This window comes from Buttiauxella sp. AC038 (genome assembly GCF_979253565.1).
Window position 1 is genome coordinate 4909593 of record NZ_CEEDCQ010000001.1, and the last position, 26009, is coordinate 4935601.

Annotated in this window: 26 protein-coding genes; 18 read left to right on the forward strand and 8 right to left on the reverse strand. The window is 49.8% G+C overall.

The window, feature by feature from the left end; genetic code table 11:
• The first annotated feature begins 140 nt into the window (after positions 1 to 140).
• The 7 genes from rfaQ (at position 141) to coaD (ending at position 7169) form a co-directional block, all read left to right on the forward strand.
• Positions 141 to 1217: a putative lipopolysaccharide heptosyltransferase III gene (gene rfaQ, locus AC0IXI_RS23205; protein ID WP_471683172.1), complete on the forward strand. Its 1077-nt coding sequence runs from the start codon at positions 141 to 143 to the stop codon at positions 1215 to 1217.
• Positions 1214 to 2341: a glycosyltransferase family 4 protein gene (locus AC0IXI_RS23210; RefSeq protein WP_134187675.1), complete on the forward strand. Its 1128-nt coding sequence runs from the start codon at positions 1214 to 1216 to the stop codon at positions 2339 to 2341. Before rfaQ ends, AC0IXI_RS23210 begins: the two co-directional genes overlap by 4 nt.
• A gap of 3 nt (positions 2342 to 2344) precedes the next feature.
• Positions 2345 to 3445 (forward strand): glycosyltransferase, encoded by a 1101-nt coding sequence (locus tag AC0IXI_RS23215; RefSeq protein ID WP_471683173.1) that lies wholly within the window; start codon positions 2345 to 2347, stop codon positions 3443 to 3445.
• A 20-nt stretch (positions 3446 to 3465) separates the two neighbouring features.
• Positions 3466 to 4467, forward strand: coding sequence for a glycosyltransferase (locus AC0IXI_RS23220; RefSeq protein WP_134187677.1), 1002 nt, complete (start codon positions 3466 to 3468; stop codon positions 4465 to 4467).
• A gap of 166 nt (positions 4468 to 4633) precedes the next feature.
• Entirely contained in the window at positions 4634 to 5908 is a 1275-nt protein-coding gene (gene waaA, locus AC0IXI_RS23225) for a lipid IV(A) 3-deoxy-D-manno-octulosonic acid transferase (RefSeq protein ID WP_064515010.1), read from the forward strand.
• Positions 5908 to 6684, forward strand: coding sequence for a glycosyltransferase family 2 protein (locus AC0IXI_RS23230; protein WP_134187679.1), 777 nt, complete (start codon positions 5908 to 5910; stop codon positions 6682 to 6684). Before waaA ends, AC0IXI_RS23230 begins: the two co-directional genes overlap by 1 nt.
• Positions 6681 to 7169 (forward strand): pantetheine-phosphate adenylyltransferase, encoded by a 489-nt coding sequence (gene coaD / locus AC0IXI_RS23235; protein ID WP_064515006.1) that lies wholly within the window; start codon positions 6681 to 6683, stop codon positions 7167 to 7169. The genes AC0IXI_RS23230 and coaD overlap by 4 nt, the downstream gene beginning before the upstream one ends.
• 29 nt (positions 7170 to 7198) lie before the next feature.
• On the opposite strand, the gene mutM is transcribed toward coaD, so the two are convergent.
• The 4 genes from mutM to radC form a co-directional block, all read right to left on the reverse strand.
• The gene (gene mutM / locus AC0IXI_RS23240; protein ID WP_064515004.1) at positions 7199 to 8008 is read right to left on the reverse strand and encodes a bifunctional DNA-formamidopyrimidine glycosylase/DNA-(apurinic or apyrimidinic site) lyase; all 810 of its coding nucleotides are present in this window, start codon (positions 8006 to 8008) and stop codon (positions 7199 to 7201) included.
• Positions 8009 to 8080: 72 nt separating this feature from the next.
• The gene (rpmG, locus tag AC0IXI_RS23245; protein ID WP_002208990.1) at positions 8081 to 8248 is read right to left on the reverse strand and encodes a 50S ribosomal protein L33; all 168 of its coding nucleotides are present in this window, start codon (positions 8246 to 8248) and stop codon (positions 8081 to 8083) included.
• A gap of 13 nt (positions 8249 to 8261) precedes the next feature.
• Positions 8262 to 8498, reverse strand: a complete 237-nt coding sequence (rpmB, locus tag AC0IXI_RS23250; RefSeq protein WP_034461465.1) for a 50S ribosomal protein L28 — start codon at positions 8496 to 8498, stop codon at positions 8262 to 8264.
• A gap of 216 nt (positions 8499 to 8714) precedes the next feature.
• Positions 8715 to 9392 carry a RadC family protein gene (radC, locus tag AC0IXI_RS23255; RefSeq protein ID WP_208326171.1) on the reverse strand — a complete coding sequence of 226 codons (678 nt, stop codon included), beginning with the start codon at positions 9390 to 9392 and terminating at the stop codon, positions 8715 to 8717.
• A gap of 164 nt (positions 9393 to 9556) precedes the next feature.
• On the opposite strand from radC, the gene coaBC reads away from it, so the two are divergent.
• The 3 genes from coaBC (at position 9557) to slmA (ending at position 11921) form a co-directional block, all read left to right on the forward strand.
• Positions 9557 to 10768, forward strand: coding sequence for a bifunctional phosphopantothenoylcysteine decarboxylase/phosphopantothenate--cysteine ligase CoaBC (gene coaBC / locus AC0IXI_RS23260; RefSeq protein WP_413499629.1), 1212 nt, complete (start codon positions 9557 to 9559; stop codon positions 10766 to 10768).
• Positions 10746 to 11204 (forward strand): dUTP diphosphatase, encoded by a 459-nt coding sequence (gene dut, locus AC0IXI_RS23265; RefSeq protein WP_064514998.1) that lies wholly within the window; start codon positions 10746 to 10748, stop codon positions 11202 to 11204. The genes coaBC and dut overlap by 23 nt, the downstream gene beginning before the upstream one ends.
• A 120-nt stretch (positions 11205 to 11324) precedes the next feature.
• Positions 11325 to 11921, forward strand: a complete 597-nt coding sequence (slmA, locus tag AC0IXI_RS23270) for a nucleoid occlusion factor SlmA (protein WP_064514996.1) — start codon at positions 11325 to 11327, stop codon at positions 11919 to 11921.
• A gap of 29 nt (positions 11922 to 11950) precedes the next feature.
• Here slmA and pyrE read toward each other — a convergent pair whose 3' ends face one another.
• Both pyrE and rph read right to left on the reverse strand, forming a co-directional pair.
• Complete coding sequence (pyrE, locus tag AC0IXI_RS23275) at positions 11951 to 12592, reverse strand: orotate phosphoribosyltransferase (RefSeq protein ID WP_064514994.1); 642 nt, start codon at positions 12590 to 12592, stop codon at positions 11951 to 11953.
• 145 nt (positions 12593 to 12737) lie between these two features.
• Complete coding sequence (rph, locus tag AC0IXI_RS23280) at positions 12738 to 13454, reverse strand: ribonuclease PH (RefSeq protein ID WP_034461471.1); 717 nt, start codon at positions 13452 to 13454, stop codon at positions 12738 to 12740.
• Between the two features lie 124 nt (positions 13455 to 13578).
• Between rph and AC0IXI_RS23285 the strand changes: the two genes are divergently transcribed.
• Positions 13579 to 14442: a YicC/YloC family endoribonuclease gene (locus tag AC0IXI_RS23285; protein WP_064561494.1), complete on the forward strand. Its 864-nt coding sequence runs from the start codon at positions 13579 to 13581 to the stop codon at positions 14440 to 14442.
• 235 nt (positions 14443 to 14677) lie between these two features.
• Positions 14678 to 15295: a trimeric intracellular cation channel family protein gene (locus AC0IXI_RS23290; protein ID WP_064561493.1), complete on the forward strand. Its 618-nt coding sequence runs from the start codon at positions 14678 to 14680 to the stop codon at positions 15293 to 15295.
• Here AC0IXI_RS23290 and ligB read toward each other — a convergent pair.
• Positions 15289 to 16980 (reverse strand): NAD-dependent DNA ligase LigB, encoded by a 1692-nt coding sequence (gene ligB / locus AC0IXI_RS23295; protein ID WP_471683174.1) that lies wholly within the window; start codon positions 16978 to 16980, stop codon positions 15289 to 15291. The two genes, AC0IXI_RS23290 and ligB, sit on opposite strands and share 7 nt — an antisense overlap.
• Positions 16981 to 17235: 255 nt before the next feature.
• Here ligB and gmk point away from each other — a divergent pair, with 255 nt between their 5' ends.
• The 5 genes from gmk to recG are packed head-to-tail and all read left to right on the forward strand — an operon-like array spanning position 17236 to position 23099.
• The gene (gene gmk, locus AC0IXI_RS23300) at positions 17236 to 17859 is read left to right on the forward strand and encodes a guanylate kinase (RefSeq protein ID WP_064561491.1); all 624 of its coding nucleotides are present in this window, start codon (positions 17236 to 17238) and stop codon (positions 17857 to 17859) included.
• A 54-nt stretch (positions 17860 to 17913) separates the two neighbouring features.
• Entirely contained in the window at positions 17914 to 18189 is a 276-nt protein-coding gene (gene rpoZ, locus AC0IXI_RS23305) for a DNA-directed RNA polymerase subunit omega (protein ID WP_034499980.1), read from the forward strand.
• 18 nt (positions 18190 to 18207) lie between these two features.
• Positions 18208 to 20319: a bifunctional GTP diphosphokinase/guanosine-3',5'-bis pyrophosphate 3'-pyrophosphohydrolase gene (gene spoT, locus AC0IXI_RS23310; protein WP_471683175.1), complete on the forward strand. Its 2112-nt coding sequence runs from the start codon at positions 18208 to 18210 to the stop codon at positions 20317 to 20319.
• A gap of 4 nt (positions 20320 to 20323) precedes the next feature.
• Positions 20324 to 21013, forward strand: coding sequence for a tRNA (guanosine(18)-2'-O)-methyltransferase TrmH (gene trmH / locus AC0IXI_RS23315; protein WP_064514980.1), 690 nt, complete (start codon positions 20324 to 20326; stop codon positions 21011 to 21013).
• Positions 21014 to 21017: 4 nt separating this feature from the next.
• Positions 21018 to 23099: an ATP-dependent DNA helicase RecG gene (gene recG, locus AC0IXI_RS23320; protein ID WP_064514979.1), complete on the forward strand. Its 2082-nt coding sequence runs from the start codon at positions 21018 to 21020 to the stop codon at positions 23097 to 23099.
• Between the two features lie 4 nt (positions 23100 to 23103).
• Here recG and gltS read toward each other — a convergent pair whose 3' ends face one another.
• Positions 23104 to 24306, reverse strand: coding sequence for a sodium/glutamate symporter (gene gltS, locus AC0IXI_RS23325; protein WP_064514977.1), 1203 nt, complete (start codon positions 24304 to 24306; stop codon positions 23104 to 23106).
• A 230-nt stretch (positions 24307 to 24536) separates the two neighbouring features.
• On the opposite strand from gltS, the gene AC0IXI_RS23330 reads away from it, so the two are divergent.
• Positions 24537 to 25928 (forward strand): nucleobase:cation symporter-2 family protein, encoded by a 1392-nt coding sequence (locus tag AC0IXI_RS23330; protein ID WP_134187703.1) that lies wholly within the window; start codon positions 24537 to 24539, stop codon positions 25926 to 25928.
• Positions 25929 to 26009 lie beyond the last annotated feature (81 nt).

Below are 26009 nucleotides of genomic sequence, written 5' to 3' on the forward strand. Positions count from 1 at the left end.
CGAGGTTTACATCATGTTACGCAGCCTGTCTGATTAGGGCAAACCGCTTACGTTCAAATTTCTGACTTCTGAGCACAAATGTAGCAACCATACTCAAGGTCTATTAGAATCACCCTCTGGTTGATCACCTAAAGATGATAATGAATAACGCCTTGAATTCTCTCGCAAGCGAGCCACCTGCTCGCATTCTACTAATAAAGTTGCGCCATCATGGTGACATGCTGCTCACCACCCCAGTGATCAACTCATTACACCAGGCATGGCCACAGGCAGAAATTGATGTACTGCTGTATGAAGAAACACGCGATATGCTGGCAGCTCATCCATTCATTCATCGTATTTATGGCATTGACCGTAAGTGGCGAAAACTCGGTACTCGCCAGCATTTATGCAAAGAATGGCAGTTACTCAAAACGCTGCGCGAGCAAAAATACACTTTGGTCATCAACCTTGCCGATCAGTGGCGTAGCGCTATTGTGACTCGTTTCACCGGCGCCCCTTCACGTATCGGTTTCGATTTCAATAAACGTCGCGGGTGGTTCTGGCGCAATTGCCATACTCAACTTGCATCGGTAGCCCACCATCAGACTCTGCATACCGTTGAACAAAATTTATCCATCCTTGCTCCGCTTGGTATCTCTGAATGTCACAGTGTGACGATGAGTTACCAGCCTGAAGACTGGCAAACCGTGCAAGCTACGCTGCAAAGCAAAGGTGTGGAAGGTTCATTTATCGTGGTGCAGCCTACATCCCGCTGGTTCTTCAAATGCTGGGATGAGAGCAAAATGGCGCAAACTATCACAGCGCTACAAAATGACGGTCATACTCTTATTTTGACTTCCGGTCCCGATAAGAATGAAAAAGCGATGATTGAGAAAATCCGCGCATTGTGCCCGCCAGAACGCATTTATTCCCTCGCAGGTGAATTAACCCTGCGACAATTAGCCGCGCTCATTGATCATGCTCGCCTGTTTATTGGCGTAGATTCAGTGCCAATGCATATGGCTGCTGCGTTAAGAACGCCCTGCATCGCATTATTTGGCCCGTCAAAATTGAGATTCTGGAGCCCGTGGGATGTCGTCGGTGACGTTATCTGGGCTGGTAACTTCGGTGAACTTCCCGATCCAGACAAGATTGATACCAATACAAAAGAACGTTATCTCGATGCCATTCCGGTTAATGTCGTTGTAGCCGCCGCAAGGAAACAGTTGTTATGAAGCACTGCCGTCTGGCAATCGTCCGCCAAAAATATCGCCCGGATGGAGGTGCCGAGCGTTTCGTTTCACGTGCGCTTGAAGCATTAAGTGCCCATGACATGGAACTCAACGTTATCACCCGGCAGTGGGAAGGCGAACGCCAGGATAACTGGCATATTCATATATGTGACCCAATGAAGCTTGGGCGAATCAGCCGTGAAAAAGGTTTTGCTGATGCGGCCAGGAAACTTTGGCAACGTGAAAATTTCGATATTGTTCAGAGTCATGAGCGCATCGCAGGGTGTGATATTTATCGGGCTGGTGATGGCGTTCATCGACGCTGGTTAATGCAGCGAGCCAGAATTTTACCGACATGGCGTGGAAAGTGGTTATTTATGGACAGATACCACCGCTATGTCATGCAAGCTGAAAGAGCTATGTACCAGGCTCCTGAGCTAAAAGCCGTAATCTGCAATGCAGAAATGGTGAAGCAAGAAATCATCGAAGATTTCTCTATACCTGCTAACAAGATACATGTCATCTATAATGCCATTGACTCCTCCCGCTTCGTTCCAGCAAATGATGAATTGAGAGCTAAGTTACGTAATGAAATGACCATCCCGCAAAATGCGGTGACGCTGGTCTTTGTAGGATCGGGATTTGAGCGCAAAGGGCTTGCCAGTGCGATAAGAGCCATTGCGAATACCGATCGCTATCTTGTCGTTGTCGGACAGGATAAAGCCGATAAACAGTACCAAGAACTGGCACAATCTTTGGGGTGCCAGAACCGAGTGCGGTTTATGGGGATGCAGAAAAACACACTGCCTTTCTATCAAGCTGTTGATGGACTATTACTGCCAACGCTATATGATCCATTCCCTAATGTGATACTTGAAGCAATGGCATGTGGTTTACCGGTTATTACTTCGCACACCTGTGGTGGTGCTGAATTTATTACAACCGGACAAAATGGATACGTTTGTGATGCACTCGATATCCCACGATTGTCAGAAGCGGTAATGGCAATACCATCGCGCTTTGTTGATGAAAGTATGGGGATATTTGCTCGTGAACGAGTCAGGGATGCGACACCGGAAAAACTTTCACAGCAGCTTATTTCGCTGTATCAAAACATACTGGATTAGATGATGCGTATCCTAATGGTTATTGATGGTTTACCTGGCGGCGGTGCTGAAAAGACCGTTCTAACCTTATCGCAAGGTTTGGTGGGCATGGGCCATCAGGTTTCCGTATTTTCTCTGCGCAGTGTCTGTGACTATGACCTCCCTGAGGGCGTTGATTATCAAGTCATTCTGGATACCTGTAGAAAACCCTGGCGCAAACTAACTGAACTATCTCGCCGTGCAGCGCTGCTCGATAGCGCAGTTGAACAAGCGCAGAAAAAAGGGAAATTTGACCTCATCTTTTCGCATCTGCATAAAACCGATCGCATTGTTGCCCACACAAAATCTATACCGCGTGAAAAGCTTTGGTATTGCGTGCATGGCATGTTCTCTTTCTCGTATCTCCAACATCGTCATGGCTTCTCCCGCTGGCTAAAACGCAAAAAAATTCAAAGTGTTTATCAGAACAGTAACGTCGTCGCCGTATCTAAAGCGGTGCTGCAAGATATTACTCAGGGTTTCGACATCACGCTTTCCCGCAGCTCCGTCATACATAACCCATTCGACATTGACGGGATTCATTTACGCGCGAAAGAGCCATGTGATATGGCGGGGCAGGATTATCTCATTCATGTTGGGCGTTTCCATGAACATAAGCGCCATGATCGACTCATCAATGCCTACGCGCTTAGTAAGATTCAGGTTCCATTAGTCTTGATGGGCAGCGGTAGTGAAGAACGCATTGCCGAGATTAAAGCGATGGCTGCTGCCGCAGGCGTTGCTGACCGCGTCATTATCAAATCATTCGTTCCTAATCCTTATCCGTGGATTGCCAATGCACGCATGCTGCTGTTGAGTTCAGATTGCGAAGGGTTTGGTAACGTATTAGTAGAAGCTCTGATTTGCCAGACACCAGCAGTCAGTACGTACTGCCCGGGTGGGCCTGCAGAAATTCTCACAGAGGGACTGGCTCGCGGTCTTTCTGGTATGACGGCTCAGGAACTTGCGAATACCATGCTGGATATTTATAACAATCCACCGATTATCGACTCCACGAAGATTGAATCTTATAGCATTGGTGCCATCTGCCAGCAGTACTTGTCGCTGGCGGCAGAAGAAAGATAACGAAATTTTCAGGTAATTTTATGCCACAAAACCTACGTCCACTTCTTAGCGTTGTCGTTGCTGTTTATAACGGCGAACTTTTCTTGGCCAAATTTTTTGCCTGCCTTGAAGCTCAGAATATCAGCAGCATGGAAGTCATTATGGTGAACGATGGTTCAACCGATGGCTCGATGGCGATAATTGAAGCATGGCGCAGCAAATTCCCCGGCATGAAAGTTCTGGAGCAGGAAAACCAAGGCGTTTCTATTGCACGTAATACAGGACTGGCAGTGGCTACTGGCCAATACCTTTCCTTCCCGGACATTGATGACGACTTTAAACCTGGCATGTACCGCCATCTTCTTGATTTAGCGCTGAAAAATAACCTGGATGTTGTCACCTGTAATGGTAATTACGTCTATGAAAATAATAAGAAACCTTCACGCCCTATTTTCCCGCAGGATAAACTTCAGTCCACCGATGTACTGAGTGGTCCACAATGGCTGAAACGCGCACTGGATTCACGCAAATTTCTGCACGTTACTTGGCTAAACCTCTATCGCCATGATTTTATTCGCGAACATGGGTTTACGTTTGAGCCAGGTTTGCGCCACCAGGACATTCCGTGGACAACAGAAGTGTTACTAGCCGCAGAACGTGTTCAATATACTGACGAACAATACTACGATTACTACATTCATTCAGCCTCGGTTTCCCACAAACCTGATACTGATGACACGCTGATCCGCTCCGCTCGCCATTACATGAAAATTCTGGAGATGCTGGATGCTATTAACCAGCGCTATCCTGAAGCCGTCAAAAACATTCCAGCCTGCAACTGGCAAATTGCAAAAGAAGGCCTTGGAATACTGCATACTTTCAACAGCATGAAAGATCCGCATAAAAAGAAGATGATCATCCAGGAGTTTTTTGATCGCGGTATCTGGCGCCTTATCTGGAAAAATGCCCGCGGCTTCCGCCTGCGCTGGCGCTTGGGTCGTCGTTATCTAAAACTGAAGAAAGCAACACGAGTACCTGGTTGAGAAACATTTCTTTTACGGGTAGTGCTTACTACCCGTCATTTTTGCAACACGACACAAACTGCTCCGAATACTAAGCAATGCCTTCGTGAAGTTACCAAAACAATAGCTTTAAGCTTCCCGAATGCTTAGAATTTGCCCGCCGATAATGAAAATACGGAAAATTCGCTTGGAATCGTTGTATACCGCCCTGTTCTACCTTATCCAGCCCCTTGTGTGGCTGCGACTATTACTCCGTAGCCGTAAAGCTCCCGCGTATCGTAAACGCTGGGCGGAACGCTACGGTTATTGCCGTGGAAAAGTGGAGCCCGATGGTATTCTTCTGCATTCAGTTTCGGTAGGTGAGACACTGGCGGCAATTCCGTTGGTGCGAGCCCTACGCCATCGTTACCCAACGATTCCGATTACCGTCACCACGATGACCCCTACCGGCTCTGAACGCGCTCAGTCGGCGTTTGGGCAAAACGTGCATCACGTCTATTTGCCTTACGATCTCCCCTGCGCCATGAAGCGCTTTTTCAACACCGTGCGCCCGAAATTGGTCATCGTGATGGAAACCGAGCTGTGGCCAAACATGATCAACGAATTACATAAGCGTAAAATCCCGTTGGTCATTGCCAATGCCCGTCTCTCTGCCCGTTCGGCAAATGGATATAAAAAACTGGGTAAATTTACGCGCCGTCTGATGAGCAAAATTACCCTCATCGCCGCGCAGAATGAAGAAGATGGCGGACGTTTCATCGAACTAGGATTGAAACGCTCGCAACTGACTGTAACCGGCAGCCTAAAATTTGATATCTCTGTGACTCCAGAGCTTGCCGCGCGCGCGATTACGTTACGCCGCCAGTGGGCCCCGCATCGCAAAGTTTGGATTGCTACCAGCACCCATGATGGCGAAGAGAGCATCATTCTTGATGCCCACCGCCAGTTGCTGGCCAAATTCCCTGATTTATTACTCATTCTTGTCCCGCGCCATCCGGAACGCTTTAAAGACGCACGGGATATGGCTCAGAAAGCTGGTTTCAGTTACATCATGCGCAGCAGCGGAGAAAAACCGTCCAACAGCACGCAAGTGGTGATTGGCGATACGATGGGCGAACTGATGATGCTGTACGGGATTGCCGATCTCGCCTTTGTTGGCGGCAGCCTGGTTGAGCGTGGAGGCCATAACCCGCTGGAACCGTCTGCTCATGCAATTCCGGTCTTAATGGGCCCGCACACCTTCAATTTCAAAGACATTTGCGCCAGATTGCAGAATGCTGATGGGCTGATTACCGTCACCGATGCCAACTCATTGGTCAATGAAATCACCACTTTGCTGACTGATGAAGATTATCGTCTTTACTACGGTCGCCATGCAGTTGAAGTGCTTCACCAGAATCAAGGCGCACTGCAGCGCTTGCTACAATTACTGCAACCGTATCTGCCGCAACGGAGCCATTAATGCCCAATCGTTTGTCCGTCGTGATGATCGCTAAAAATGCGGCAGACGTATTGCCAGAATGCCTGGCTTCAGTTTCATGGGCAGATGAGGTGGTGTTGCTGGATTCAGGAAGTACCGATTCTACCGTCGAGATAGCCCTTCAGGCAGGTGCAAAGGTTTTCATTAATGAAGACTGGCAGGGCTTTGGCAAACAACGTCAGCTCGCACAGAGCTACGCCAGCCACGATTATATTTTGATGATCGATACCGATGAGCGCGTCACACCCGAACTGGCCAGCACACTCAAAGCGGTACTAGAAAATCCTCAGCAAGATACTGTTTACAGCATTGCACGCCGCAACCTATTCCTCGGACGCTTTATGCGCCACAGCGGTTGGTATCCCGATCGTGTGACTCGCCTCTATGCCCGTTCGCGCTATAGCTATAATGACAATCAGGTTCATGAATCTCTAGAAGCACCCGGCGCAAAGGTTGTCCCACTTAAAGGGGATTTGCTCCATTTGACCTGCCGTGATTTCGCAAGCTTCCAACGCAAACAGTTAAATTATGCGACCGCTTGGGCGCAAGAGCGTCATCAACGCGGCAAACGAGTCTCTATTGCAGGTATTTTTGGTCACACCTTCGGAGCATTTTGTAAAACTCTGTTGTTGCGTGCTGGTTTTCTCGATGGGAAGCAGGGCTGGTTACTTGCGGTCGTCAATGCACAATACACGTTTAACAAGTACGCTGAACTCTGGGCACTGAATCAAAGCTACACGGAAAACAAACCTCTATGACCACCCGAGCGATTTACCCGGGCACGTTTGATCCCATTACCAATGGTCATCTGGACATCGTGACTCGCGGTGCGATGATGTTCGATACTCTGATTCTGGCGATTGCGAACAGCCCGCATAAAAAAACCCTCTTCACACTGGAAGAAAGAGTTCAGCTCGCGCAAGGCGTTACAGCACATTTGCCGAATGTTGAAGTGGTTGGGTTTAGCGATCTGATGGCGAACTTTGCGAAGACCCAGCAGGCGAATGTCCTGGTCCGTGGGCTACGCACAGCGGCAGATTTTGAATATGAGATGCAGCTGGCTCATATGAACCGCCACTTAATGCCTGAGCTTGAAAGCGTGTTTCTGATGCCGTCGAAGGACTGGTCTTTTGTCTCTTCATCGCTGGTAAAAGAAGTCGCCCGCCATCATGGTGATGTTGCACACTTCCTGCCGAAAGCAGTTTGCAAAGCGTTACTGAAAAAAATCAATCAGCCCCAATAGCATTCGAGTTGCATGATGACGGGTGATAATTAATGCTGGCAGTGGCGGCAATAAAAAGTACTGCGCTGTCCATGCTTGCTGATAATAATTGGTGCACCACAAACCCTGCATGGTTCACCTGCCCGTCCGTAAACCTGTAATTCCTGAGCGAAATAGCCTGGCTTACCATCAGACTGCAGAAAATCTTTAAGTGTCGTACCACCTTGCTCAATCGAGCGAAGCAGCACTGCTTTAATCGTCTTAACCAGTAAATCACATTCTGTTTGAGACAATGACTGCGCAGCTCTATCCGGATGGATCCCCGCAGCAAACAGCGATTCGCTGGCGTAAATATTACCCACTCCCACCACAAGCTTGTTATCCATTAGCCACGGTTTAATGGCGATTTTCTTTTTCGCTGATTTCTCGCGCAGATAATCAGCCGAAAACTCGTCGCTCAGTGGCTCTGGGCCAAGATGTGCCAGCACATTGCTACCTTCAAGCTCTTTCGCCCACAGCCACGCACCAAAGCGGCGTGGATCTGTATAGCGCAGGACTTTGCCGTTACTCATCACCAAATCGACGTGATCGTGTTTTTCAGCAGGATAATCTTCAGGAAGAATGCGCAGGCTACCCGACATGCCAAGATGGATAATAATCCAGCCATCGGGAAGTTCGAGCAGCAAGTATTTAGCGCGACGCTGCACACTTAAAACGGGTTTATCACTCAGAGCATGGATTTCATCAGAGACAGGCCAACGCAGTCGACCATTACGCACGACAGCATGCAAGATGGTTTCACCAACCAGATGTGGCTCTATACCACGTCGGCTGGTTTCTACTTCAGGTAACTCGGGCATAAATCCTCCGCACTCTAAGTCCTAAAACAAAAAAACCCCGCCGAAGCGAGGTTTTCATCAAAGACACTAAAATTATTTAATTTTAGCTTCTTTGTACAGTACGTGTTGACGGACAACTGGATCGAATTTTTTCAATTCCAATTTTTCCGGTTTAGTACGCTTGTTCTTCGTGGTGGTATAGAAGTGACCAGTACCAGCAGAAGAAACCAGCTTGATCTTCTCGCGAACACCTTTAGCCATGACTTAGTTCCTCTTAGTACTTCTCGCCACGGGTACGCATATCGGCCAAGACCGTTTCGATACCCTTCTTATCAATTACACGCATACCTTTAGCAGATACACGCAGTGTGACAAAACGCTTCTCGCTCTCAACCCAAAAACGGTGAGAGTGCAGGTTCGGCAGGAAACGGCGTTTGGTCGCGTTCATTGCGTGGGAACGGTTATTACCGGTCACCGGACGCTTGCCAGTAACTTGGCAGACTCGGGACATGTCTATTCTCCAAAAATCAAATTAGCTCGAGCTTCGTATAGGGTTATGGCGCCTCGTCAGGCCGCAAGCCTGGTCCCTGGCGGTTCAATGTGAACCACAGTTCCAGGCGCATAATGCCAAAACCCGAGATTCTCAAAGGTGGCGTAGTATACGCTGCCTAACGCATGTGCTCAAGTCCCGAACAGACAAAGATCCCCAAGGATCGCGCAATTCGTCTTAAATCCACCCACGTTCGGCAAAAGAAACGTACTCTCCACGGCCAATAACAAGGTGATCGAGCACTCGAATTTCCATAAACAGGCAAGCTTTTACGATACGTTCAGTAATAACACGATCAGCTTTACTCGGTTCTGCTCGACCAGACGGGTGATTATGCGCGAGTATTAACGCCGCTGCATTGGATTTCATCGCTTCACGCACAATTTCTCTCGGATGAACCTCAACATGGTTCAATGTTCCCGAAAACATAGGGCAATGTTTAATCACCCGATGCTGATTATCCAAAAAAATAACCATAAAGATCTCACGCTCTGCAGTGGTCAGTTGGCTTTGGATGAAATCCCTTACGGAATCAGGCCCCTTGAGCGTTAGCTCCTCAACACCTCGCGAATAGTAATAACGCCTCGCCAGCTCAGCAATGGCATTCAACTGGGTGTATTTTGCGCTCCCAATACCTTTCACATCCTTAAATTGCGAATAATCAGCCGACAGCAGCCGACTTAACGACCCAAACTGATGCAGTATGCTTTGCGCAAATACCATGACATTCATGTTTCTGCAGCCAGTGCGTAAAAAAAGTGCCAGTAATTCCACATCAGATAATGAACTAGCCCCAAATTTCAAAAGTTTTTCCCGCGGCATATCCGCTTTGTCTTGCCTCAATGATTCGTCCATCAGAACCTCCCTGCCCTTCGTTATCACTATTTAGCACAACTCGAGCAATGCACACGACTCGCAGATATTCTCCATGCGGGATGTCTCGCAAACTGCAAAAAGTCGATACCGAATGAGTGTGGTAAAATATTCAGATGACTGTGACTTCTGGTGGAAAAATCATGATTGGGCTTGCTGGCAAAAAAATTGTTCTGGGTGTGAGTGGCGGTATCGCTGCTTACAAAACGCCAGAACTGGTACGCCGTCTGCGCGAACGCGGCGCTGAGGTTCGGGTAGTAATGACTGAGGCCGCCAAAGCCTTTATTACGCCACTGAGTTTACAAGCCGTTTCAGGTTATCCCGTATCAGATAGCTTGTTAGATCCCGCAGCAGAAGCGGCTATGGGGCATATCGAATTAGGCAAATGGGCTGATTTAGTTATTCTTGCACCAGCGACAGCTGATTTAATTGCTCGCATTACCGCAGGGATGGCAAATGACCTGGTAAGCACGATTTGCCTTGCGACACCCGCACCCGTTGCCGTTTTGCCAGCCATGAACCAACAAATGTATCGGGCAACAGCAACTCAGCACAATCTTGAGGTTTTATCTACGCGCGGCCTATTGATCTGGGGGCCTGATAGCGGCAGCCAAGCCTGTGGCGATATCGGCCCTGGCCGTATGCTCGACCCATTAGCGATTGTTGAGATGGCCGCGCAACATTTTACTGTCATCAAAGATCTGCAACATCTTAATGTCATGATTACCGCAGGCCCAACTCGTGAACGCCTGGACCCGGTGCGTTACATCACCAACGATAGCTCGGGAAAAATGGGCTTCGCAATTGCGGCTGCAGCGGCAACACGTGGTGCAAATGTGACATTAATTTCTGGCCCTGTTTCTTTGCCAACCCCACCATGGGTAAAACGCATTGATGTCACCACGGCCCTCGAAATGGAAACCACGGTTCAACAACATGTCCAGGGGCAGCAAATTTTTGTTGGCTGTGCGGCTGTTGCAGACTATCGTGCCGCCGCAGTTGCTGAAGAAAAAATCAAAAAGCAAGGCGATGAAATCACAATAAAAATGATAAAAAACCCGGATATTGTCGCCGGTGTCGCAGCACTTTTAACTCATCGTCCTTATGTTGTTGGGTTTGCCGCCGAAACAAATAATGTGGAAGAATACGCCAGGCAAAAACGCGTGAGTAAAAACCTCGATCTGATTTGTGCGAACGATGTTTCACAAGAAGGTCAGGGATTTAACAGCGAAAACAATGCATTGCACCTTTTCTGGCAGGATGGAGATAAAGTCTTACCTCTTGAGCGTAAGGAACTCCTTGGCCATCTTTTACTGAACGAGATAGTTACCCGTTATGATGAAAAAAATCGACGTTAAGATTCTGGACCCACGCGTTGGCCAACAGTTCCCACTGCCGACTTATGCAACTTCTGGCTCCGCAGGTCTTGACCTACGTGCCTGTCTGGATGAGGCCGTAGAGCTTGCTCCTGGTGTAACCAAGCTTATTCCAACCGGGCTGGCTATCCATATCGCTGATCCGTCTCTGGCGGCCGTCATTCTGCCTCGTTCAGGACTTGGTCATAAGCATGGCGTAGTGTTAGGCAATCTTGTCGGGCTGATAGACTCCGATTACCAGGGTCAGTTAATGGTTTCCGTGTGGAACCGTGGACAAGACCACTTCACCATCGAACCCGGCGAACGCATTGCACAAATGGTGTTTGTGCCTGTCGTTCAAGCTGAATTCAATCTGGTTGAAGATTTCGACTCCAGTGACCGAGGCGAAGGCGGTTTCGGCCATTCTGGTCGCCAGTAACTTCGTTTATAAACGTAACCCCACAGCGTAAAAAATGTGAAAAAACCGCAAACTTTAAGTTTGCGAGCGCTGTGTGGCTACTTGCCTGACAAGTGCGTTATTTCAGGGGTATTTTAGAACATGGCAGAAAAACAAGCTGCGAAACGGAATCGTCGCGAAGAAATACTTCAGTCTCTGGCCCAAATGCTTGAATCCAGTGATGGAAGCCAACGAATTACCACCGCTAAGCTCGCGGCGACTGTTGGCGTTTCCGAAGCTGCCCTTTATCGACATTTTCCTAGCAAAACGAAGATGTTCGATAGTCTTATCGAGTTTATTGAAGACAGTCTAATTACCCGTATCAATCTCATTTTGAAAGATGAGAAAGACACACACTCTCGGTTACGTTTGATTGTTCTACTGATTCTCGGGTTTGGCGAACGCAACCCTGGCCTTACACGTATTCTCACCGGCCATGCTTTGATGTTTGAACAAGACCGCTTGCAAGGCCGCATCAACCAGCTCTTTGAGCGTATTGAAGTCCAATTGCGCCAGGTGATGCGAGAAAAGAAGATGCGTGAAGGCGAAGGGTTTGTTACCGATGAATCGCTGCTAGCAAGCCAGCTTCTGGCATTTTGCGAAGGGACGCTATCGCGTTTTGTACGTAGCGAATTCCGCTATCTACCTACCGGTGATTTTGATATCCGATGGCCACTGGTTGCCTCCCAGCTTCAGTAATTGAAAAGGGCCTTTAAAGGCCCTTTTTCTTAAACACCGTACTGAGTACGGTATTCCTGTACAGCCGCTAAATGCACAGCCATCTCAGGTTTTTCTTCCAGGTATTCAACCAAGTCTTTCAGAGTGATGATTGAAATCACTTTGCATTGGTAATCACGCTCAACTTCCTGAATCGCTGATATCTCGCCACGACCACGTTCCTGGCGGTCCAGAGAAATGAGCACGCCAGCCAGTGATGCATCATTAGCGGCAATAATTTCCATGGACTCACGAATTGCCGTACCTGCGGTGATAACATCATCCACCAGCATTACACGCCCTTGCAGCGCGCTACCAACCAGATTGCCACCTTCACCATGGTCTTTGGCTTCTTTGCGGTTAAAGCAATATGGCAGATCAAGCTCGTGATGTTCGGCCAACGCAACGGCGGTAGTCGTCGCGATTGGAATCCCTTTGTAAGCCGGCCCAAACAGCAAATCAAACTCAATCCCGGAATCCACTAACGCTGCAGCATAAAAACGGCCCAACAGTGCCAGGTCGCGCCCGGTATTGAACAGCCCGGCATTGAAGAAATAAGGACTGGTACGCCCGGATTTCAGCGTGAACTCGCCAAACTTAAGTACCTGCTTGTTAAGCGCAAACTCAATAAACTGGCGCTGATACGGTTTCATGGATTTGCTCCTTTGCATTTCATTTAGATATTTACCCAAAATAATCCGAGTGGCATCACGTCGACAAGAGAGCGAATGCAGCCAACAAAGATGCAGCTTGAAGTATGACAGGTATAAAAAAGGCGACTCTCAGAGTCGCCTAAAATTAATTTTCTAACGCCGCCTTCTGCGCCGTTACGATTGATTCAATTCCCCCTCGCGCCAACGCCAGTAGCGCCAGCAACTCTTCATGGGTGAACGGCTCGCCTTCGGCGGTGCCCTGAACCTCGATCATTCGACCATCTTCCATCATCACGACATTCATGTCGGTCTCTGCGGCAGAATCTTCAACATACTCAAGATCGCAAACAGCAGCGCCATTAACAATCCCGACGGATACTGCAGCGACCATCCCTTTCATCGGGTTGGTTTTCAGCTTACCTGCAGCAACCAGTTTGTTCAGCGCATCAGCCAGCGCAACACATGCACCGGTAATAGACGCGGTACGAGTACCGCCGTCAGCCTGCAAAACATCGCAGTCCAGCGTGATGGTGTATTCACCGAGAACTTTCAAATCTACTGCTGCGCGAAGCGAGCGAGCAATCAGGCGTTGAATCTCAAGAGTACGACCGCCTTGCTTACCTTTTGCTGCTTCACGGAAGTTACGCGTATGAGTTGCACGAGGCAACATACCGTATTCTGCAGTGATCCAACCCTGGCCCTGTCCTTTCAGAAAACGCGGAACGCCTTCTTCAACAGTGGCGGTGCAAAGCACTTTGGTATCGCCGAACTCGACCAGCACGGAGCCTTCTGCGTGTTTGGTGTAATTACGGGTCAGGGTGACTGGGCGCACTTGTTCGGCGCTACGACCTGATGGACGCATGGGGTTATCTCCGGCTAAAACGAATGTGGCTGCGCATTATACGGACTTCGCTCGCTTATTCCTATCCTGCCAGGGCAGGCATGGCTATAATCCCCACATCTATTACGCAATACGGTTACGAAATATGATCCGCAGTATGACCGCTTATGCCCGACGTGAAGTAAAAGGCGAATGGGGCAGCGCCTCCTGGGAGTTACGTTCGGTAAACCAACGTTATCTCGAGACTTACATTCGCATGCCAGAGCAGTTCCGTAGCCTCGAACCCGTGGCACGCGAGCGTATTCGCACCCGTTTAACACGCGGAAAAATCGAATGTAATCTGCGTTTTGAACCTGATGCCCGCTCCCAAAGTTCTTTGCTGCTCAATGAAAAACTGGCTAAACAGCTGGTAGAAGCGGCCAACTGGGTCAAAATGCAAAGTGATGAAGGCGAAATCAACCCGGTTGATATTTTGCGCTGGCCTGGTGTGATGTCCGCACAAGAACAAGATCTCGATGCCATCACCGCTGAAATTCTTGCCGCACTTGATGGGGCGCTGGACGACTTTATTGTTGCCCGCGAAACCGAAGGCGAAGCGCTGAAAGCAATGATTGAGCAACGCCTGCAAGGTGTGAGCGCTGAAGTCATCAATGTTCGTGCACAGATGCCTGAAGTTTTGAAATGGCAGCGCGAGCGTCTGGTTGCAAAACTGGAAGATGCCCAAGTTCAGCTTGAAAATAATCGCCTTGAGCAAGAGTTAGTGTTGATGGCGCAGCGTGTCGATGTTGCTGAAGAGCTGGATCGCCTGGAAGCGCACGTCAAAGAGACATACAACATTCTGAAGAAAAAAGAAGCTGTTGGCCGCCGCCTCGACTTTATGATGCAAGAATTCAACCGCGAGTCGAATACCCTTGCCTCAAAATCTATCAATTCAGATGTCACCAATTCAGCGATTGAACTGAAAGTGCTGATTGAACAGATGCGTGAGCAGATTCAGAACATCGAGTGATGTTCACATTGTCTTTCTAAGCCCGCACTATGCGGGCTTTGTCATTTAAACGACCTAATCCATCAATTTAAATAATCCACTTTAAATACATAAACCACAGAAAACCCCTATCTCACTGCTAAAAAACACGATTACGCATTAGTAAATGTAATCAAAACCGCTTCGCTTTAAAAAAACTCAATCGTGACATTGTTCACAAAACGTTACCCTCTCAGCGTTTCCACTGGAGGTATCAATGCTATTACACATTCTTTATTTGGTCGGGATTACCGCCGAAGCAATGACCGGCGCACTCGCTGCAGGCCGCCGCCGCATGGATACTTTCGGTGTCATCATTATTGCGACAGCTACTGCACTTGGCGGTGGGTCTGTGCGTGACATTCTGCTTGGGCACTACCCGTTAGGCTGGGTGAAACACCCTGAATACGTCGTGATTGTGGCCGTTGCCGCTGTACTCACCACCGTGTTTGCTCCTGTGATGCCTCATCTGCGCCGCCTTTTCCTGGTTCTCGACGCGCTTGGATTGGTTGTTTTCTCTATCATCGGTGCACAAATCGCCTTGGATATGGGTGAAGGCCCAATCATCGCCATTATTGCAGCCGTAGTGACCGGCGTATTTGGTGGTGTCCTGCGCGATATGTTCTGTAAACGTATCCCACTGGTTTTCCAGAAAGAGCTATATGCGGGCATCGCTTTCGCCGCAGCAGTGCTTTACATTGTTTTGCAGCACTATGTTTCGAACCAGGACGTGGTGATCATTTCCACACTTATCTTTGGATTCACTACGCGCTTACTGGCATTACGCCTGCGCCTTGGGTTGCCTGTGTTTCATTACAAACATGCCGATCACTGATCGATAAACCCCTGAATTCCTTGCTGCGCAAGGAAAGTCGCTAACGCAGCAATTTGGGGGTTATTCACAAACTCGACCAACTTTTTAGCTCTCCCAGCCCCAATTCCCGGTAGTTTTTGCCAGCTAAGCTCATCCCGCGCGACTAAATGCGACCACTGTGAATCTGGCAGTGTGCTGAATACTGCCCTTGGTAGCGGTAAACCAAATGCCATCAACCACTGGCTGAACGGTTGTTGCCGGGCCTGGGTAAATTGCTGCCATAAATGCGCTACCCGGGCCGCAGAAATACCACCTATTTGAGACAACTCCCCCTGCGTTAGCGTGAGCCACGAAAAGATGTGCGCCAGATGGAGGTGCTGTTGAAGTTGCTGCCAGGAACGCAAGCTCACGCCATTGATATTCAACACAGACGGGGAGCTCAACCAGGCAAGCCGGGCGATAAACTGCTCGCGGCACCGCTCTTCAAAATACAGGCAGCTCAATGGGGTGAGCGTTTTCTCCTCAGGAGGTTGCGGTTTATTTCTCTGGCTGACTCGCCATACCACCTCATCCATACGTGGAATTCCCTGCCCCGCGAGACTCACCAGGACTTGATCACCAGAAACAACATCCAGGTTTTGCCAACGCTTAACCGAACCGATGCTCACGCGTTTTATCTGTTTATCATCTATTTGTAAGGGAACCAGGTTAAGGACAACAGCAACCTTTCCCGTACGCCCAACCGTAAACTCAATGCTTTTCACTTCAGCAAGTTGTTGGGCTGGTGAGAACTTCCATGCAATCACCCATGTCGCACTCCCAGGAAGCCAATATTTCCCAGGGGGCTCTGCTGCTTCACGGATAACAATGCCATCTGTCACAAAGGGCAGGGGTGACATAAACCAGGACTCCCGCAGCGAGGCTATTTCGTCCACAGACTTAACGGGCTTTGACCAGCTTTTAGTCAGCGGGAAGCCCGCCTGTGCAAGCACGTCCAACTTCTGGCTCATTTCGGCAGGGCCATCTGGCCAGGCCCATATGAATACCCCCAACTCATTGAGCAATTCGGGATCGCCCTGGCGCATCATGGCACCCGCAACTTTTCCTCTGGCGTTAATTCCACCCATAACGTTCTGGACGTGGTTATCTCTTTTCCAGAAAAGCTCTCCCTGTAATACGCTATTGGCCAGCGGCCCTGACAGCGTTTTAGGGATGGCAGGAATCATTTTGGCTTTTGCTGACCAGTCTTGCCCTTTCTGACCATCGCCACGACTCAGGAATCCGGCCAGATGCCCCTGCCTGTATACCAACGTCACCGCGACGCCATCAACTTTAGGTTGTACCCAAAGATCGGTTTTACCTTTTATCCACTGCATAACGGCTGCCCGGTCGGAGAGTTTAGTCACACCAGTATGAGCAATCGGGTGCAGCGCTTTTCCCTGTGTCGAAAGTTGGGGCTGCTGCAGTTCTTCCCCCGGGGTAAAACAATGTTGCCATTCGTTGAACTGCGCGCGCAGGGCATCGTATGTCGTGTCACTGACGGTACTGACGCCTTGCTGGTAGTAAGAGCGATCCCATTGCGTAAGTTTCTCATCCAATTTCGCCATCTCCTGCCGGGCTTGAACAGACGACCAGGCCGGGCACGTCGCCGACGCCATTGCGCTGAGCATTCCCAGCAACCCTATAAGCTTTGTTACCCACCTCATAAATGCCTCCATTTCAAACGAATAGAGGTATAACGCCTGGCTGTGAGCAATACGAATGGAGATTAAAGCGCGTGCGGGACACCTTCAGAGACTTTTACTTTGTTGCAGAAACTGGGCGCATTCTTTGGAAAGCATTGCGCAAAATGGCAGAAATATTGCTGGGGAGTGCGACAAATTCTCCGTGAGTCGCAGACGACGTGTATAATAGGCTCGCATACGCTCTTCTTTTTATGCTTACCGAATAAGTTAGAACTCATGGCTCAAGGCACGCTTTATATCGTTTCCGCTCCAAGTGGCGCGGGGAAATCCAGCCTCATCCAGGCTTTGTTAAAAACACAACCGCTGTACGACACGCAGGTTTCTATCTCCCATACCACTCGTGGTATTCGCCCGGGAGAGAAACATGGTGAACACTATTTCTTTGTAGAAAAGGAAGAGTTCAGGCAGATGATTGCTGAAGACGCATTCCTGGAACACGCTGAAGTGTTTGGCAATTACTATGGCACTTCACGCCATGCCATTGAACAAGTTCTGGCTACAGGTGTGGATGTGTTTTTGGATATTGACTGGCAAGGTGCGAAGCAGATTCGTCAGAAAATGCCGCACGCCCGCAGTATTTTTATCCTGCCGCCGTCAAAAGACGAGCTTGATCGTCGCCTTCGTGGCCGTGGGCAAGACAGTGAAGAAGTTATCACTAAGCGAATGGAGCAAGCTGTTGCAGAAATGAGCCATTACGCGGAATATGACTATTTAATCGTCAACGACGATTTTGACACCGCACTGTCAGATTTAAAAATTATCATTCGTGCCGAGCGTCTACGAATGGGTCGCCAAAAAGCGCGACATGACGCTTTAATCAGCAAACTATTGGCAGACTGAGCCCAGTTTCAGTATCATGCCCAGTCATTTCTTCATCTGTGGAGCATTTTAATTATGGCACGCGTAACTGTTCAGGACGCTGTTGAGAAAATTGGTAACCGTTTTGACCTGGTTCTGGTCGCCGCACGTCGCGCTCGTCAGATGCAAACTGGTGGTAAAGATCCACTGGTCGCTGAAGAAAACGATAAAACGACTGTAATCGCACTGCGCGAAATCGAAGAAGGGTTGATTACCAACCAAATTCTCGATGTTCGTGATCGCCAGGAACAGCAAGAGCAGGAAGCCGCAGAACTGCAGGCTGTTACCGCTATTGCTGAAGGTCGTCGTTAATTAGCCTGCGGGTAGCCCTTGTATCTGTTTGAAAGTCTGAATCAACTGATTCAACAATACTTGCCCGAGGAGCAGATAAAGCGACTTCGGCAAGCATACCTTGTTGCGCGTGATGCTCACGAGGGGCAAGCACGTTCAAGTGGTGAACCCTATATCACCCATCCTGTCGCTGTAGCCTGCATTCTGGCCGAGATGAAACTCGACTATGAAACACTGATGGCTGCACTACTGCATGATGTGATCGAAGACACCCCAGCCACCTACCAGGATATGGAACAACTGTTTGGCAAAAGCGTTGCCGAACTGGTGGAAGGGGTATCTAAGCTCGACAAACTGAAATTCCGCGATAAGAAAGAAGCTCAGGCTGAAAACTTCCGCAAAATGATCATGGCGATGGTGCAAGACATCCGCGTCATTCTGATCAAACTCGCCGACCGTACGCATAACATGCGCACTCTCGGGGCTTTGCGCCCTGATAAGCGTCGACGCATTGCTCGCGAAACCCTCGAAATTTATAGCCCTCTGGCGCACCGTCTCGGTATTCATCACCTGAAAACCGAACTGGAAGAGCTGGGCTTTGAAGCGCTTTACCCGAACCGTTACCGCGTCATTAAAGAAGTGGTTAAAGCAGCGCGCGGTAACCGCAAAGAGATGATTCAAAAAATCCTCTCTGAAATCGATGGGCGTTTACAAGAAGCGGGCATTCCTTGCCGCGTCAGCGGTCGCGAAAAACACCTTTATTCCATTTACTGCAAAATGACGCTCAAAGAGCAGCGTTTCCACTCGATTATGGATATTTACGCCTTCCGCATAATTGTTCACGACATGGATACCTGTTACCGCGTTCTTGGGCAGATGCATAGCCTCTACAAACCACGTCCGGGCCGGGTTAAAGACTATATCGCCATTCCAAAAGCGAACGGATATCAGTCCCTGCATACTTCAATGATTGGCCCACACGGTGTGCCGGTTGAAGTGCAAATCCGTACCGAAGATATGGACCAGATGGCAGAAATGGGTGTTGCCGCTCACTGGGCTTATAAAGAGCAAGGTGAAAGTGGCACTACAGCGCAAATCCGTGCCCAGCGCTGGATGCAAAGCCTACTGGAACTACAGCAAAGTGCCGGTAGCTCATTTGAATTTATCGAGAGCGTAAAATCCGATCTGTTCCCGGATGAGATTTACGTTTTCACTCCGGAAGGGCGCATTGTCGAATTACCGGCTGGTGCGACACCTGTCGATTTCGCCTATGCCGTACATACCGATATCGGCCACGCATGCGTTGGTGCCCGTGTCGACAGACAACCCTATCCGCTGTCTCAGTCGCTTAGCAGCGGCCAGACAATCGAAATCATTACCGCACCGGGCGCTCGCCCGAATGCTGCCTGGCTGAACTTTGTGGTGAGCTCAAAAGCTCGCGCCAAAATCCGCCAGATGCTGAAAAACCTGAAGCGTGATGACTCTGTTAGCCTCGGACGCCGCCTGCTTAACCATGCGTTAGGTGGTAGCCGCAAGCTTGCCGAAGTTCCGCCAGAAAATATCCAACGTGAGCTTGAGCGCATGAAACTCGCCACGCTTGATGATTTGCTGGCTGAAATTGGTTTGGGTAACGCCATGAGTGTGGTTGTCGCGAAAAACCTGCAAGGAGAATCACAAGCGTCTTTGCAGGCGAATGCTCTGCCGCATAGCCATCTGCCTATCAAAGGCGCAGACGGCGTGCTGATTACTTTTGCTAAGTGTTGCCGTCCAATTCCTGGCGACCCGATAGTTGCTCACGTCAGCCCTGGTAAAGGGTTGGTTATCCACCATGAGTCTTGCCGTAATATTCGTGGCTACCAGAAAGAAGCCGAGAAGTTTATGGCGGTGGAATGGGATAAGGAAACTGAGCAAGAGTTCCTCACTGAAATCAAAGTAGATATGTTCAACCATCAGGGTGCACTGGCAAATCTGACTGCGGCTATCAACACAGCAGGCTCAAATATCCACAGCCTGAATACAGAAGAAAAAGATGGTCGCGTCTATAGCGCGTTTATCCGTATGTCTGCCCGCGATCGTGTTCATCTGGCTAATATTATGCGCAAAATCCGCGTGATGCCGGATGTCATCAAAGTTACCCGCAACCGAAACTAGTGTTATGAATCCTCAACGTTATGCGCGTATTTGCGAGATGCTCGCCAGGCGTCAGCCTGACTTGACCGTCTGCATGGAGCAAGTCCATAAACCTCATAACGTCTCGGCGATTATTCGCACCGCAGATGCAGTGGGTGTACATGAAGTTCACGCAGTCTGGCCGGGTAACCGAATGCGCACTATGGCTTCTGCTGCTGCGGGAAGTAACTCCTGGGTTGAAGTTAAAACGCACCGCGATATTGGCGATGCAGTTAGTCATCTAAAAAGCAGCGGGATGCAAATCCTCGCCACCAACCTTTCTGATAAAGCCGTCGATTTCCGCGAAATTGATTACACCCGCCCGACCTGTATTTTGATGGGGCAGGAAAAAACAGGTATCACCAGGGAAGCGTTAGCGCTGGCAGACCAGGACATCATTATTCCGATGATCGGGATGGTGCAATCGCTCAATGTGTCCGTTGCTTCCGCACTTATTCTTTATGAAGCACAGCGTCAACGCCAGAATGCCGGTATGTATCAGCGCGAAAACAGCACCCTGCCAGAGTCCGAACAACAGCGCCTGCTGTTTGAAGGCGGCTACCCTGTACTGGCGCGAGTTTCCCGCCGTAAAGGTTTGCCCTACCCACATGTGAATCAGCAAGGTGAGATAGAAGCTGATGCCGCATGGTGGGCCACAATGCAATCTGCGGAGTAGCTGTATGAAAGGCCGTTTGCTGGATGCCATACCGTTAAGCACGCTTGCCGGAGTCGGCGCCAGCCAGAGCGGTAAACTGGCCAAAATTGGCCTGTACACCATTCAGGATCTTCTTCTGCACCTGCCGCTTCGTTACGAAGACCGCACCCATCTCTACACTATCAATGACCTGCTGCCAGGCGTTTACGCCACGGTGGAAGGTGAAGTGCTGAACTGCAATATCAGTTTTGGCCGCCGCCGTATGATGACCTGCCAGATTTCTGACGGCACCGGCATCCTGACGATGCGGTTTTTCAACTTCAACGCTGCAATGAAAAACAGCCTCGCGACCGGTAAACGCGTGCTTGCCTATGGCGAAGCAAAGCGCGGCGCACATGGCGCGGAAATGATTCATCCAGAGTACCGTATTCAGGGCGACCTCAGCACACCAGAACTACAAGAAACGCTGACGCCGGTTTACCCCACAACGGAAGGTATCCGTCAGGCAACATTGCGCAAGCTGACCGATCAGGCCCTGGAATTGCTCGATACCTGCGCCATTGCTGAATTGCTCCCGGCTGATTTGAGCAAGGGAATGATGAGCTTGCCAGAAGCGTTGCGCACTCTACATCGTCCGCCTCCATCAATGCAGCTCGCCGATCTGGAGACGGGGAAACATCCGGCTCAACAGCGCTTAATTCTTGAAGAGTTGCTGGCGCATAATCTGAGCATGCTCGCGCTGCGCGCAGGTGCTCAGCGTTATCACGCGCTGCCTTTGCATGATCATGACGAATTAAAAAACCGCCTGTTGGCTGCGCTGCCGTTTAAACCAACTGGTGCGCAGGCTCGCGTTGTGGCCGAAATCGAACACGACTTAGCGCTGGATGTGCCAATGATGCGCCTGGTGCAGGGTGATGTGGGGTCAGGTAAAACCTTGGTTGCCGCCCTCGCCGCACTACGTGCTATCGCGCATGGGAAACAAGTGGGGTTGATGGCTCCAACTGAGCTACTCGCAGAACAGCACGCTAATAACTTCCGCCAGTGGTTTGCGCCGCTGGGCATTGAAGTGGGCTGGCTTGCTGGTAAGCAAAAAGGCAAAGCGCGTATCGCTCAACAGGACGCGATCGCCAGCGGTCAGGTGTCGATGGTGGTGGGAACGCACGCGATCTTCCAGGAACAGGTGCAGTTCTCGCAACTTGCACTGGTTATCATTGATGAACAACATCGCTTTGGAGTTCATCAACGCCTGGCGTTGTGGGAAAAGGGCCAGATTCAGGGCTTCCACCCGCATCAGCTCATCATGACTGCTACACCTATTCCGCGCACGCTGGCAATGACGGCCTATGCCGATTTAGACACATCTACGATCGATGAACTCCCACCTGGCCGTACTCCGGTAACAACCGTCGCTATTCCAGACTCACGCCGCAACGATATTATCGACCGCGTGCGTGGAGCTTGCAGTGATGAAGGCCGTCAGGCGTACTGGGTTTGTACGTTGATTGAAGAATCTGAGCTGCTCGAAGCCCAGGCGGCGGAAGTCACGTGGGATGAGCTAAAAATAGCCTTGCCTAATCTGAATGTCGGCTTGGTTCATGGCCGCATGAAGCCGCAGGAAAAGCAGGCTGTGATGCAGGCTTTTAAAGAAGGCTCAATTCATCTGCTGGTTGCGACAACGGTTATTGAAGTTGGTGTTGATGTACCAAATGCCAGCCTGATGATTATCGAAAACCCTGAGCGTCTGGGTCTTGCGCAGCTCCATCAGCTTCGTGGCCGTGTGGGTCGTGGTGCGGTTGCATCTCACTGTGTGTTGCTTTACAAGTCACCACTGTCGAAAACCGCACAGCTGCGTTTACAGGTACTGCGCGATAGCAACGATGGCTTCGTCATTGCTCAAAAAGATTTGGAAATTCGTGGTCCGGGGGAATTACTCGGCACGCGCCAGACGGGAAGTGCCGAGTTTAAAGTAGCAGATCTATTGCGCGACCAGGCGATGATCCCGGAAGTACAGCGCCTTGCGCGCCATATTCATGAACGCTATCCCGAGCAGGCAACCGCGCTCATTGAACGCTGGATGCCTGAAACGGAACGCTATTCAAACGCCTGATGGTTTAGCCAAAGATTGGCAGCATCAAATACATCTTGATGACCAGCGCGTTGACGATATCAATAAAGAACGCGCCGACCATCGGCACCACCAGGAATGCCATATGTGACGGGCCAAAACGCTCGGTAATCGCCTGCATATTGGCGATCGCCGTTGGCGTTGCCCCCAGGCCAAAACCACAATGCCCCGCAGCCAGAACCGCCGCATCGTAGTTTTTCCCCATCAAACGGTAAGTCACGAAAATCGCATACAACGCCATAAAGATGGTTTGTACGGTCAAAATTGCCAGCATCGGCAACGCCAGCGAAGCCAGTTCCCACAGCTTGAGGCTCATCAACGCCATGGCGAGGAACAGCGACAAACAGACGTTCCCTAACACGGAAACCGCACGTTCAAATACCCGATAGAAACCGAGCAGTGACATGGTGTTGCTGAGAATAACTCCAACAAATAACACGCAAACGAATGTCGGCAATTCAAAGCTGGTGCCTTGAATGAGATGGCCGACAAACTTACCAACCGTAAGGCAGATAGCAATCATCGCGATGGTTTCAATCAACACCATAGAGGTGATCATGCGCCCGACCGCAGGTTTCTCAAAAGCGGTTGGGTCAATGCTATCTTCAGGTGTGCCATCAGGTGTAGATGAGTGTTTGACCAGATATCGTGCCACTGGCCCGCCAATCAAACCGCCCAGCACCAGACCAAAGGTTGCGCATGCCATAGCAACTTCGGTGGCATTCTGGAAACCATAACGCTCGGTGAACAGCTTACTCCAGGCTGCACCTGTGCCATGCCCGCCCGATAACGTAATAGAACCCGCCAATAATCCCATTAACGGATCAAGACCTAACAGGCTCGCCATACCGATACCAATGGCGTTTTGCATCACCAGCAAACCCACCACCACAATCAGAAAAATACCGACAACTTTGCCACCCGCTCGCAAGCTGGACAGGTTGGCATTCAGGCCGATTGTGGCAAAGAAGGCGAGCATCAAAGGATCTTTGAGGCTCATATCAAATTCAAATTCCCAACCGACACTTTTTTTGAGTACCAGCAAGGCAAGGGCGATTAAGAGTCCACCCGCTACGGGTTCAGGGATAGTGTATTTTTTTAATAGCGGTATGGTGTGGACCATTTTTCGGCCCAGTAATAACACGAGAGTCGCAGCAACAAGGGTAGAAAGGGTGTCGAGATAAAACATAGAAGTGCTCCTGTTTGCGCATATTTCTCACAGACGCTTTTAATTTATCCTTCACTGGAATTTCAGGTTCTAGAAAAGTCAGCTGCTGGATTTTAACCAAAAAACAGTCGAAAGTTATATAAAAAGCTCGGTATATACACTTTTTATCTTAGGAAACACCCTTAGCAAACGTTTGCTTTTGGCCTTTAGTCCGCTAAAATCACCGTTTTTTCGGCAGGGGATAATTTCTAATGTCTGTTAATGCTGTTGAGTCTGAAGGTGCGCAACCGATTGCCCACACTAGTACCAGTGAGTTGATTTACCGCCTCGAGGACCGTCCACCTCTCCCACAAACGCTGTTCGCTGCTGGCCAGCATTTATTAGCAATGTTTGTTGCGGTGATCACACCTGCGATGTTGATTTGCCAGGCTCTGGGACTTCCAGCAGAAGATACCCAACACATTATCAGTATGTCCCTGTTCGCATCAGGCGTGGCATCAATTATCCAGATTAAGGCGTGGGGCCCGGTAGGCTCTGGGCTTCTGTCTATTCAAGGCACCAGTTTTAATTTTGTCGCACCGCTGATTATGGGTGGCATGGCATTAAAGAATGGCGGGGCTGATGTTCCGACCATGATGGCTGCACTTTTTGGCACCTTAATGCTCGCAAGCTGCACCGAGATGCTTTTATCACGCTTCCTTCACCTTGCTCGTCGCATTATCACGCCGCTGGTTTCTGGTGTAGTTGTGATGATTATAGGTCTGTCCTTAATTCAGGTTGGCCTGACATCTATTGGCGGTGGCTATGGTGCAATGAGTGACCATACATTTGGCGCACCGAAAAATCTGCTGCTGGCAGGTGCAGTATTAGTGGTCATCATTCTTCTGAATCGCCAGCGCAACCCGTACTTGCGCGTGGCTTCGCTGGTTATCGCCATGGCAGTAGGTTACGCGCTGGCATGGGCAATGGGCATGCTGCCTGATGTTGCGCCATCAACCAATACTGACCTGATCATGGTGCCAACACCGCTTTACTACGGCCTGGGCATTGACTGGAACCTACTGATTCCGCTGATGCTGATCTTTATGGTGACCTCCCTTGAAACCATTGGCGATATTACGGCGACATCTGACGTCTCTGAGCAACCGGTTTCTGGGCCATTGTATATGAAGCGCCTGAAAGGCGGCGTGCTGGCTAATGGCCTGAACTCTTGTGTTTCAGCCGTATTCAACACCTTCCCTAACTCTTGCTTTGGACAGAACAATGGCGTTATTCAGCTTACGGGTGTGGCCAGCCGTTATGTTGGATTTGTCGTTGCGCTGATGCTGATTTTATTGGGCCTGTTCCCGGCAGTAAGTGGGTTTGTACAACACATTCCTGAGCCAGTTTTAGGCGGCGCAACTATCGTAATGTTCGGCACGATCGCAGCATCAGGTGTGCGTATTGTCTCCCGTGAGCCACTGAATCGCCGCGCAATTATGATTATTGCACTGTCACTCGCGGTTGGTATGGGTGTCTCTCAGCAGCCACTTATTCTCCAGTTCGCCCCTGACTGGCTGAAAACCTTGCTCTCATCTGGCATTGCTGCCGGTGGTATTACCGCTATCGTTTTAAACCTGATTTTCCCACCTGAAAAAAATTGATGTACTTCACGCGCTGGTTATTTGTTAGCGCCAGCGCGTGTTATCCCTCCTGACAATCCCATCCTTGAGCTATAACGGTAA

Bases quoted from the DNA above. Each gene is read 5' to 3' on its own strand.
- rfaQ (WP_471683172.1), top strand. From the start codon at position 141: ATGAATAACGCCTTGAATTCTCTCGCAAGCGAGCCACCTGCTCGCATT.
- AC0IXI_RS23210 (WP_134187675.1), top strand. From the start codon at position 1,214: ATGAAGCACTGCCGTCTGGCAATCGTCCGCCAAAAATATCGCCCGGAT.
- AC0IXI_RS23215 (WP_471683173.1), top strand. From the start codon at position 2,345: ATGCGTATCCTAATGGTTATTGATGGTTTACCTGGCGGCGGTGCTGAA.
- AC0IXI_RS23220 (WP_134187677.1), top strand. From the start codon at position 3,466: ATGCCACAAAACCTACGTCCACTTCTTAGCGTTGTCGTTGCTGTTTAT.
- AC0IXI_RS23230 (WP_134187679.1), top strand. From the start codon at position 5,908: ATGCCCAATCGTTTGTCCGTCGTGATGATCGCTAAAAATGCGGCAGAC.
- coaD (WP_064515006.1), top strand. From the start codon at position 6,681: ATGACCACCCGAGCGATTTACCCGGGCACGTTTGATCCCATTACCAAT.
- mutM (WP_064515004.1), bottom strand. From the start codon at position 8,008: ATGCCCGAGTTACCTGAAGTAGAAACCAGCCGACGTGGTATAGAGCCA.
- rpmG (WP_002208990.1), bottom strand. From the start codon at position 8,248: ATGGCTAAAGGTGTTCGCGAGAAGATCAAGCTGGTTTCTTCTGCTGGT.
- rpmB (WP_034461465.1), bottom strand. From the start codon at position 8,498: ATGTCCCGAGTCTGCCAAGTTACTGGCAAGCGTCCGGTGACCGGTAAT.
- radC (WP_208326171.1), bottom strand. From the start codon at position 9,392: ATGGACGAATCATTGAGGCAAGACAAAGCGGATATGCCGCGGGAAAAA.
- dut (WP_064514998.1), top strand. From the start codon at position 10,746: ATGATGAAAAAAATCGACGTTAAGATTCTGGACCCACGCGTTGGCCAA.
- slmA (WP_064514996.1), top strand. From the start codon at position 11,325: ATGGCAGAAAAACAAGCTGCGAAACGGAATCGTCGCGAAGAAATACTT.
- pyrE (WP_064514994.1), bottom strand. From the start codon at position 12,592: ATGAAACCGTATCAGCGCCAGTTTATTGAGTTTGCGCTTAACAAGCAG.
- rph (WP_034461471.1), bottom strand. From the start codon at position 13,454: ATGCGTCCATCAGGTCGTAGCGCCGAACAAGTGCGCCCAGTCACCCTG.
- AC0IXI_RS23285 (WP_064561494.1), top strand. From the start codon at position 13,579: ATGATCCGCAGTATGACCGCTTATGCCCGACGTGAAGTAAAAGGCGAA.
- AC0IXI_RS23290 (WP_064561493.1), top strand. From the start codon at position 14,678: ATGCTATTACACATTCTTTATTTGGTCGGGATTACCGCCGAAGCAATG.
- ligB (WP_471683174.1), bottom strand. From the start codon at position 16,980: ATGAGGTGGGTAACAAAGCTTATAGGGTTGCTGGGAATGCTCAGCGCA.
- gmk (WP_064561491.1), top strand. From the start codon at position 17,236: ATGGCTCAAGGCACGCTTTATATCGTTTCCGCTCCAAGTGGCGCGGGG.
- rpoZ (WP_034499980.1), top strand. From the start codon at position 17,914: ATGGCACGCGTAACTGTTCAGGACGCTGTTGAGAAAATTGGTAACCGT.
- trmH (WP_064514980.1), top strand. From the start codon at position 20,324: ATGAATCCTCAACGTTATGCGCGTATTTGCGAGATGCTCGCCAGGCGT.
- recG (WP_064514979.1), top strand. From the start codon at position 21,018: ATGAAAGGCCGTTTGCTGGATGCCATACCGTTAAGCACGCTTGCCGGA.
- gltS (WP_064514977.1), bottom strand. From the start codon at position 24,306: ATGTTTTATCTCGACACCCTTTCTACCCTTGTTGCTGCGACTCTCGTG.
- AC0IXI_RS23330 (WP_134187703.1), top strand. From the start codon at position 24,537: ATGTCTGTTAATGCTGTTGAGTCTGAAGGTGCGCAACCGATTGCCCAC.